Origin of the sequence: Streptacidiphilus sp. ASG 303, from assembly GCF_020991365.1 — a bacterium.
Taxonomy (GTDB): domain Bacteria; phylum Actinomycetota; class Actinomycetes; order Streptomycetales; family Streptomycetaceae; genus Peterkaempfera.
In genome coordinates, this window is record NZ_JAJLRA010000022.1 from 80,478 (window position 1) to 88,677 (window position 8,200).

General features: G+C 76.8%; 9 protein-coding genes. 2 read left to right on the plus strand and 7 right to left on the minus strand.

From position 1 onward, the window contains the following. Positions 1 to 68 precede the first annotated feature (68 nt). Positions 69 to 602: a YceI family protein gene (locus tag LO771_RS22825; protein ID WP_230745708.1), complete on the plus strand. Its 534-nt coding sequence runs from the start codon at positions 69 to 71 to the stop codon at positions 600 to 602. Positions 603 to 690: 88 nt separating this feature from the next. Here LO771_RS22825 and LO771_RS22830 read toward each other — a convergent pair whose 3' ends face one another. From LO771_RS22830 to LO771_RS22845, 4 genes are all read right to left on the minus strand, one after another. Continuing rightward, the gene (locus LO771_RS22830; RefSeq protein WP_230745710.1) at positions 691 to 1,545 is read right to left on the minus strand and encodes an ABC transporter permease; all 855 of its coding nucleotides are present in this window, start codon (positions 1,543 to 1,545) and stop codon (positions 691 to 693) included. Beyond that, positions 1,542 to 2,387 carry an ABC transporter ATP-binding protein gene (locus LO771_RS22835; protein ID WP_230745712.1) on the minus strand — a complete coding sequence of 282 codons (846 nt, stop codon included), beginning with the start codon at positions 2,385 to 2,387 and terminating at the stop codon, positions 1,542 to 1,544. Before LO771_RS22835 ends, LO771_RS22830 begins: the two co-directional genes overlap by 4 nt. A gap of 137 nt (positions 2,388 to 2,524) precedes the next feature. Then, positions 2,525 to 3,763, minus strand: a complete 1,239-nt coding sequence (locus LO771_RS22840) for a nucleotide disphospho-sugar-binding domain-containing protein (protein ID WP_230745715.1) — start codon at positions 3,761 to 3,763, stop codon at positions 2,525 to 2,527. A 144-nt stretch (positions 3,764 to 3,907) separates the two neighbouring features. Next, on the minus strand, positions 3,908 to 4,903 hold the full coding sequence (locus LO771_RS22845) for an NAD(P)-dependent oxidoreductase (RefSeq protein WP_230745717.1): 996 nt from the start codon (positions 4,901 to 4,903) through the stop codon (positions 3,908 to 3,910). 138 nt (positions 4,904 to 5,041) lie between these two features. Here LO771_RS22845 and LO771_RS22850 point away from each other — a divergent pair, with 138 nt between their 5' ends. Then, positions 5,042 to 5,656, plus strand: coding sequence for a dTDP-4-dehydrorhamnose 3,5-epimerase family protein (locus tag LO771_RS22850; RefSeq protein WP_230745719.1), 615 nt, complete (start codon positions 5,042 to 5,044; stop codon positions 5,654 to 5,656). A gap of 71 nt (positions 5,657 to 5,727) precedes the next feature. On the opposite strand, the gene LO771_RS22855 is transcribed toward LO771_RS22850, so the two are convergent. The 3 genes from LO771_RS22855 to LO771_RS22865 form a co-directional block, all read right to left on the minus strand. Next, positions 5,728 to 6,492 (minus strand): NAD(P)-dependent oxidoreductase, encoded by a 765-nt coding sequence (locus LO771_RS22855; RefSeq protein ID WP_230745721.1) that lies wholly within the window; start codon positions 6,490 to 6,492, stop codon positions 5,728 to 5,730. Positions 6,493 to 6,526: 34 nt separating this feature from the next. Continuing rightward, positions 6,527 to 7,792, minus strand: a complete 1,266-nt coding sequence (locus LO771_RS22860; RefSeq protein ID WP_230745792.1) for a nucleotide disphospho-sugar-binding domain-containing protein — start codon at positions 7,790 to 7,792, stop codon at positions 6,527 to 6,529. An 8-nt stretch (positions 7,793 to 7,800) separates the two neighbouring features. Then, positions 7,801 to 8,200: nucleotide disphospho-sugar-binding domain-containing protein (locus tag LO771_RS22865; protein ID WP_304944854.1), on the minus strand; the 400-nt coding region annotated here is incomplete at its 5' end.

Below are 8,200 nucleotides of genomic sequence, written 5' to 3' on the forward strand. Positions count from 1 at the left end.
GCGGCTGCGGCGACCATGCCCCGGGGTGCCTGTGCAGGACGGGCGCCGCCGACCGAGGAGGTTTCCGAATGATGTCCGACACTGGTGCGACGGCCTGGCCCGAGCAGCTGACCGGCCGGTGGACGCTGGACGTGCAGCGGACCCGGGTGGCCTTCCGGCTGAAGAAGCTCGGCTTCATCAGGGTGGCCGGCACGCTGCCGGTGGCCGGGGGGACCCTGGACTGCGCCCCGGGGGGCCGGCCGGTCCGGCTGGAGGTGCGGATGGCGGCCGCCGGCTTCACCACCGGCAACCCCCAGCGCGACCGGGCGGTCCGCGGCCGGGGCGTACTGGACGCCGAGGGCCACCCCGAGATCACCTTCACGGCGGGGAGTGCGGAGCCGGACGGCGACTCCTGGCGCGTCACCGGCGAGCTGACGGTGCGCGGGGTGAGCGCCCCCCAGGTGCTCACGGTCGAGGCGGCGGACCCGGCGCCGACCGGGGAGCCGCGCTTCCGGGCCACCGCCGTGGTGGACCGGACCGCCGTCGGGGTGACCGCGCTCCGCGGGATCGCGGGGCGGCTGGTGGAGGTCGAGATCGAGGCGGTGCTGTCCCCCGCGCCGTGACCCGCCGGCCCTCCGGGCGCGACGGGCCGGGCACGGCGGGGACCCCCTCCCCGCCGTGCCCGGCCCGTCTGCGCCGGGTCGGCGCCGCTCAGCCGTCGTTGCGGCCCTTCCAGCTGAAGGTGCGCAGGCAGAGCAGCAGCCCGGCCACCACCCAGGCGGCGAGCACCAGCGCGGTGCGGCCGTGCTCCCAGCCCCCGGCCGGCTCCAGCCGCCGGTACCCCTCCGGCAGGAACACCGAGCGCATCCCCTGGCACAGCCACTTCAGCGGGAAGAACGCGCTGATCTGCTGGATCCGGGCGGGCAGCTCGGTGAACGGGACAAACACGCCCGAGACGAACTGCAGCACCATCAGCGGCAGGATGACGATCGGACCGCCGCCGTCCCCCTTGATCAGCGAGCTGTAGGCGAGGCCGGTCAGGCTGCAGGCGGTGATCCCCAGGGCGTAGATCCACAGGAAGGTCAGCCAGTGCCCCGGGTCGTGGGAGAGCCGCAGGCCGAAGAAGGCCGCGCCGAGGGCGATCAGCACCGCGGCCTGGCACAGGCTGGAGACCAGCACCATCACGACCTTGCCCGCGAAGTAGGCCACCGGCGGCATGGGGGTCGCCCGCAGCCGCTTGAGCGCGCCGTTGCGCCGCTCGGTGGCGACCTGCAGCGCCAGCGTCTGGAAGCTCGACGTCATGATGCCGGTCGCCAGCATGCCGGTGGCGTAGACCTGCGAGGCCTTCAGGCCGGAGGCGCCCACCGAGCCGCTGAAGATCGTGCTGAACAGCACCAGCAGCACCACGGGCAGCGAGAAGGTCAGGATCACCTGCCCCTTCTCCCGGAAGAACTGCCGGATCTCCAGGCGGCCGCGGGCGCCGGCGATCCGGAGCCAGGGCACGTCCGCGGGCTGCGGCCCGGGTTCGGCGGAGGACCGGTGCTGCACAGGGACGGTCGTGGTCATACGGCTTCTCCGATCATGCTCAGGTAGACGTCCTCCAGCGAGGGCCGGGTGACGGTCAGCTCGGGGATCTCGCCCTCGAAGGAGGACGCGAGCTCGGTCAGCGCCCGGGTCGGCTCCGGCGTGCGCAGCCGCTGCGGGCCGTTGGGGCCGACCCAGCGGATCTCGGCCGGCGCCAGGTGCCGGCCGCCCAGCCGCTCGGGGGTGCTCACCTCCACCACCCGGCCCGCGCTGATCACGCCGACCCGGTCGGCCAGCGCCTCCGCCTCGTCGAGGTAGTGGGTGGTGAGCAGGATCGTGGTCCCCTCGGCCCGGAGCCCCGCGATCAGCTCCCAGAACCGGCGCCGCACCTCGGGGTCGAAGCCGGTGGTGGGCTCGTCCAGGAAGAGCAGCTCCGGACGGCCGATGATGCCGAGGGCCACGTCGAGGCGCCGCCGCTGCCCGCCGGAGAGCTGCGCGGCGCGCATGTGCTGCTTGGCGGTCAGGCCGACGGCCTCGACGACCTCCTCCGGGTCCCTGGCGTCCGGGTAGTAGAGGGCGAAGTGGTGCACGATGTCGCGGACCGTCAGCTCGGGCAGGTCCTTGGACTCCTGGAGCACCACCCCGATCCGGGCCCGCCAGCGCGAACCGGCGCGGCCCGGGTCCTCGCCCAGCACCGCCGCCTCGCCCGCGTCCCGGTCGCGGAAGCCCTCCAGGATCTCGGTGGTGGTGGTCTTGCCCGCACCGTTCGGCCCGAGCAGGGCGAAGATCTCGCCCCGTTCCACGTCCAGGTCGACCGACGCCACCGCGACGGTGCCGCCGTACTGCTTCCTCAGTCCGCGTACACGGATTGCAGGATCCGCCATCTTCTCTCCTTCGCCGGCTCGGTGCAGGTGCCGCGCGGCAGGGGCCGGTACGGCAGTCCGCGACAGGTCGCCACCAGCGTGACGCGGCGCGCTGGAGCCGTACTCGACCCGCGGCCCGCGGCGGCCGGCGGTCCCGGTCAGCCGTCCGCGAGCAGCGGGACCAGCGACGCCGGCGCGGGCATCCCCGCGATCTCCCGGCCGATCCGGGCCGCCCCGTCCGCCGGGCCGGGGTCGTCCAGCAGGGCGGCCACGGCGCCGCGGAGCAGCGCCGGGTCCTGCTGCCCCGCGGCGTCCAGGACCAGCCCGGCGCCCTGCCCCTCGACACTCCTGGCCAGCTCGGCGAGGACCGGCGCCTGGGGCAGCACCAGCTGCGGCAGGCCCGCGGCGAGCGCGGTCAGCGAGGTCCCCGACCCGCCGTGGTGGACGACCGCCCGGCAGGCCGGGAAGAGCATCCGGAACGGCAGCGACTCCACCACCCTGGTCTCCGGCGGCAGCGCGCCCAGCGCCTCCCGCTGGGCCCGGGTCACCGCCAGCACCGGTTCGGCGCCCAGCCCCGCCACCGCCTCCAGGACCCCGCGGAACAGGCCGGAGATCGCCCCGGCGCCGTACTTGCTGCCCGCCGCGCCGCCGGTCACGCACACCCGCGGGCGCTCCGCCGGCCGCGTCAGCCACTCCGGGGACACCCCGGGGCCGTTGTAGGGGACGAAGCGCATCGGGGTGCGCTCCCCCCGGAAGGGGAGCCGCAGGCCGGGCGGGCAGGGGTCGATCCAGTACCGGGGGTCGGGGCGCGGCGCCGTGCCGAAGCGCTCGAAGAGCCGCAGGTAGTCCGGGTGCGGGTCGCCGGCCAGGTCGCCGCACTCGATGCGCATGACCGCCGGGGAGCCCGCGACGTGGGCGGCCGCGGGGACGCCCAGCACGGCGGCGGCGACCGGGCCGGCCAGGCAGAGCGAGTCGTGGACGACCACGTCCGGGCGCCACCACCGGCCGAAGGCCACCAGGTCGTCCACCATGGCCTCGGCGACGGCGATCTGCTTGTCCCTCAGCGCCGAGACGACCTCGCGCTGCTCCTCGTCGAGCAGCTCCGGGTGCGCGGACCAGCCGGCGGGCCACTCGCCCGGACTGCGCCAGGCGGCCAGCCGGGGCTGGGAGGCCATCCGGGAGACGGCGACCTCGCGGCCGACGGGCACCGCGGTCAGGCCCGCCCGGGCCACCGACTCGCCGCACGGGGGCGGTGCGGCCACCCGGACGTCGTACCCGGCGCCCTGGCACGCCCAGGCGAGCGGGACCATCGGGTAGAGGTGCGAGGGCGCCGACCAGGTGGCGAAGAGGACGCGGGGCGGGGTGTCCCGCCGTGCGGGGGCGGTGGGCGGTGTCATCAGGACCTCCGTGCCTGGTGGGGTGGCGGCCCGGGCCGCGCCGGAGCGCGGCCCGGGCGCTGCGGGTCGTCGTGGCCGCCGGTCGGGCCGCTGCGGTCGGACCGGGGCGTCGTGGCGCTGCGGCGGCGCGCCCGCCGCGGCCGTTCAGCCGGCGGTGGCCAGCAGGTCCCGCAGCGACTGCTCCATCGGGCGGCGCGGACTCCAGCCGAGCAGGCGGCGGGCGCGGGAGATGTCCACCTGCTGCCACTCGACGTCGCCGCGCTGTCCCCCGCCGGTCTGCTCCTCGACCACCCGGGCGTCCAGGCCGCCGAGCTCGATCAGCCGCTCCACCAGCCGCCGGACGTCCAGGGCCGTCCCGCCGCCGATGTTGACCAGCCGGACGTCGGGCCCGGAGCCGTCGAGCTCCGCGCGCGCCGCGGCGACCACGGCGTCCGCGACGTCCCGGACGTCCACGAAGTCCCGGTGGGCCCGCAGCGGGGACAGCCGCAGGACCGGGGCGGGCAGCCCGGCCGCGCGGGCCCGGGAGACCGCCGCCAGATGGCAGGCGATCATGCCGAGCAGGCTGCCGCGGGGCGCGTCGGGGCCGTAGACGTTGACGACGCGCAGCACCACGGCGTCCACCAGCCCGTCGCGGGCCGCGCCCAGCACGGCCTGGGAGCCGAGCAGCTTGGAGCGCCCGTAGGGGTTGACCGGGTCCGGCACGAGGTCCTCGGTGATGCCGACGCGGGGGGCGACCCGTCCGTACTCGTGCACCGAGCCGAGGTGGACCAGGCGGGGGCGGCGCCCCGAGGCGGCCACCGCGTCGACCAGCCGCCGGGTCAGCTCGACGTTGCCCGCGCGCAGCTGCTCCTCGGTCACGCCCCAGACCGCGCCGGCGGCGTTCACCACCACCTCGGCGCGTTCGTCCGCGAGCAGGCGCGCCAGCCGCCCGGGGCCCGCCTCGGCCAGGTCGAGCAGGACCGGCCGGAAGGCGTCCCCGGAGGGCGGGGCGTTCCTGGCCACCCCCACGACCCGGGCCCCCGCGGCTGCGAAGGCCCGGCACACATGGCGGCCGACGAAGCCGGTGGCGCCCAGGACCACGACCGGCAGGCCGGCCGGCACCGCCGGCTGCCCGGCGTCCAACGGGTCGTTCTGCGACACCTTCCGCACCTCCAGTTTCGCCGCGATCGGCTCGGGCCAGTCGGCATGGTGGCCGGGCGCACTCGAGGGCCGGTCGACCCGGACCGCCGCCGGGGGCGCGAGCGGCCCTCGAGCGCGGCGTCCTACAGTCCAGCGCTCATGGGGATCGCAGAGATGGCCGTGCCCGACGCGTACCGCGTCACGCCGCAGCTGCTGGCCGACGTCCGGGGCAGCTTCCACGAGTCGTACAAGTACGACGACCTCGCCCGGGAGACCGGGCACGTCTTCCGGCCTCTCCAGGTGAACTACTCGGTCTCGGCGCGCAACACGCTGCGGGGCGTCCACGGGGTGCTGCTCCCGCCCGGCCAGGCCAAGTTCGTCACCTGCGTGCGGGGGGCGCTGCTGGACGTCGTGGTCGACCTGCGGCTGGGCTCGCCGGCCTTCGGCGTCCACGACACCACGCTGCTGGACGCCCGCGAGGGCACCGCCGTCTACGTGGCCGAGGGGCTGGCGCACGGCTTCGTGGCGCTGACCGACGACGCCTGCATCAGCTACCTGTGCTCCACCCAGTTCGTGCCGGGCACCCAGTTCGAGATCCAGCCCTTCGACCCCGAACTCGCCCTCCCCTGGCACCTGGGGCTCACCGGCGACGCCCTGCTGTCGGCCAAGGACGAGCAGGCCCCCTCGCTCGCCGAGGCCGCGGACCGCGGCCTGCTGGCCGACTACCGCGCCTGCCTCGCCCTGTACCGCCGGCAGCGCCGCGAGGCCGCCTGACGGGCGGCCGCCGACGACGGCAGCAGCAGGGGCCGCACCCCGCCCGGGTGCGGCCCCTGCTGCTGTCCCGCTCAGCCCGCCGGCGCCCCCGCGGCGCGGGACTCCCGGGCCGTGAAGTCGTCGAGCACGCCCCGGTAGTAGTCCGGGCCGAAGCCCAGTCCGGCGACCTCGGGGACCAGCGCCAGCAGCTTCTCGGTGGAGATGACGTGCTGCGCCCCGGAGGGGGTGTACTCGCGCCGGGCGCGCACCCGCAGACCGCGCTCCAGGTGGTCCACGACCGTCTCGACCGGGACGGCTGCCCCGGACGCCACGTTGACCACCTCGCTGCGAAGGCCCTGGCCGAGCAGCCGGTCGATCACCGCGACCGCGTCGGCCACGCCGATCAGGTCCCGGGCGGCACCCCGGTGGATGCGGACCACGCCCTCGCGGAGCTGCCGCACCAGTGAGGGCAGCAGCTGGTGGGCCGGCTGCCCCGGCCCGACCAGGTGCCCGAGCCGGAGCACCAGGTGGTCGGCCCCGGAGTCCCGCAGCTGCCGCTCCAGCGCCAGCTTGTGGCGGCCGTACGGCGTGCAGGGCGAGACCGGCGCGTCCTCCCGGCCGGGCCCGGTGCACCGCCCGTACATCCCGGTGGAGGCGGTGGAGAAGAAGACCAGCCGCCGGCCCTCGGCGCGGCAGCGCTCCGCGGTCCGGCGCAGCAGCTCGGCCTCCCGGGCGAAGTCGGCGTCGGAGGTCCCGCCGGCCCAGGACACGCCGGCCGCGAGGACCACCGCGTCCTCGTGGCGCGCGGAGATCGGCCGCAGGCTGCGGGCGAGGAAGCCGTTTCCCACAATGTGCATCTGATGGATTCCCGGTCTCGTGAGCAGTCGCGGATCAGGGGAGGGGTGCGCACCGGTCCGCCGCCTCGGCGGCCAGCCGTTCCAGGACGCCGGCCAGCGCTGCCGGCGGCGGCCGGTCCCCGGCCTGCCGGACGAGCAGCCGTGCGGCCTCGGCGGCCGCCGCGGAGCCCAGCAGCTCCTCGGCGGCGGCCCGGACGGCCCCCGCGTCCGCCCCGGCGTTCGGCCGGCTCAGGCCCGCCCCGGCGGCCGCCACCCGGGCGGCGTTGACGTGCTGGTCCAGGCCGTTGGGCAGGATCAGCTGGGGGACGCCGGCGGCGAGCGCGGTCATGGTGCAGCCGGCCCCGCCGTGGTGCACCACCAGGTCGCAGCCGGGGAGCAGCAGGTGCAGCGGAGCCTGTTCCAGCAGCCGCATGCCGGGCGGGAGCGCGCCGATCCGCTCGCGGTCCGCCCCGGTGACGGTGAGGACCACCTCCGCGTCCAGCCCGGCCAGCGCCTCCACCACCCGGGGCACCGCGAACGACGCCGGGCCGAACATCGCCGTGACCGAGGTGCCCCAGACCACGCACACCCGCGGCCGCCCGGACCGGCCCGCGGCCGGGTGGTCCGGGACCGGTGCCGGGTCCGGGACCGTCCCGGGGCCGTTGTAGGGGACGAACCGCACCGGCAGCCGCTCGCCCGCGGGCAGCGGCGGGGCCACCCCGGCCGGACACGGGTCGACCACCCGGGTGTAGCCCTCGGCGCTGAGCGGCTCCACGCCGTGGCGCCGGAAGGCGTCGCTGAAGTCCAGCGGGACCGGGATCAGGCCGGGCGCGCTGTCGCACGGACCGAACGGCCCCCACAGGTGGAGCACCGAGGGCGCGCCGGTCACCCGGCCCACGAGCGGCCCCTCCAGGCTGAGCTGGTCGTGCAGGACCAGGTCGGGCCGCCAGGCCCGGCCGAACGCCACCGCGGCGTCCGCGCCGCGGCCGGCCGCGCGGACCAGCTCCGGGTGGTAGTCGGCGAACCAGCGGTCGGCGTCGAAGTCGGCCAGCGACTCCAGCGGCTCCCCGGTGAGGGGGTGCGGCGGCAGCCGGTCGAAGGGCCACAGCCCGTCCCGGGCGTCGAGGTAGTTCTGCAGCCGGCCCTGGAGCGCCATGTCCCAGCCGTCCAGCACCGGCACCGGGGTCAGCCCGGCGCGGGTCAGCGGCGCCGCCTGGGACGGCGCGCACACCACCCGCACCTCGTGCCCGGCGGCCTGCAGGGCCCACCCGGTCGGCACCATCGCGAACCAGTGCCCCGGCCAGTCCGAGACACAGAACATCACGCGCATCAGCGTCCGCCTCCGTGGCTCGGGACCGCGCCCGCGGCCAGCCGCTCCAGGGCGGCCGCCAGCTCGGCGGGCGAGGGGTTCCGGTCGATCTGCTCCCGCAGCCGCCCGGCCGAGGCGCGGGCCTCGGCCGAGCCAAGCAGCCCGGCGGCGGCGGTCCGGATCGCGTCGGTGCCGGCCAGGTGGCCGCGCAGGTCGGCGCCGGCGCCGGCCGCCGTGACCCGGCGGGCGTTGACGTGCTGGTCCAGTCCGTTGGAGATCGCGAGCTGGGGGACGCCGGCGGCGAGCGCGGTCATGGTGCAGCCGGCCCCGCCGTGGTGCACCACCAGGTCGCAGCCGGGGAGCAGCAGGTGCAGCGGAGCCTGTTCCAGCAGCCGCATGCCGGGCGGGAGCGCGCCGATG